Here is a 233-nt window from a genome sequence, read left to right as displayed (position 1 = left end):
TCCGCTACCCACACCTCATCCCCGCACTTTTCAACGTGCGTGGGTTCGGGCCTCCATCCAGTGTTACCTGGACTTCACCCTGGACATGGGTAGATCACCTGGTTTCGGGTCTACGACCACATACTCAATTCGCCCTATTCAGACTCGCTTTCGCTGCGGCTCCGTCTCTTCAACTTAACCTTGCATGGGATCGTAACTCGCCGGTTCATTCTACAAAAGGCACGCCATCACCC

Annotated in this window: 1 rRNA gene; it reads right to left on the bottom strand. The window is 54.9% G+C overall.

What is annotated here, in order from left to right:
* A 23S ribosomal RNA gene (locus M3610_RS27885) occupies nt 1-233 on the bottom strand; the annotation flags it as partial.

The sequence above is a fragment of the Neobacillus sp. MER 74 genome, assembly GCF_023714155.1.
The sequence above is the reverse complement of the archived record's forward strand: the minus strand, read 5'-3'. Positions and strand labels throughout refer to the sequence as shown.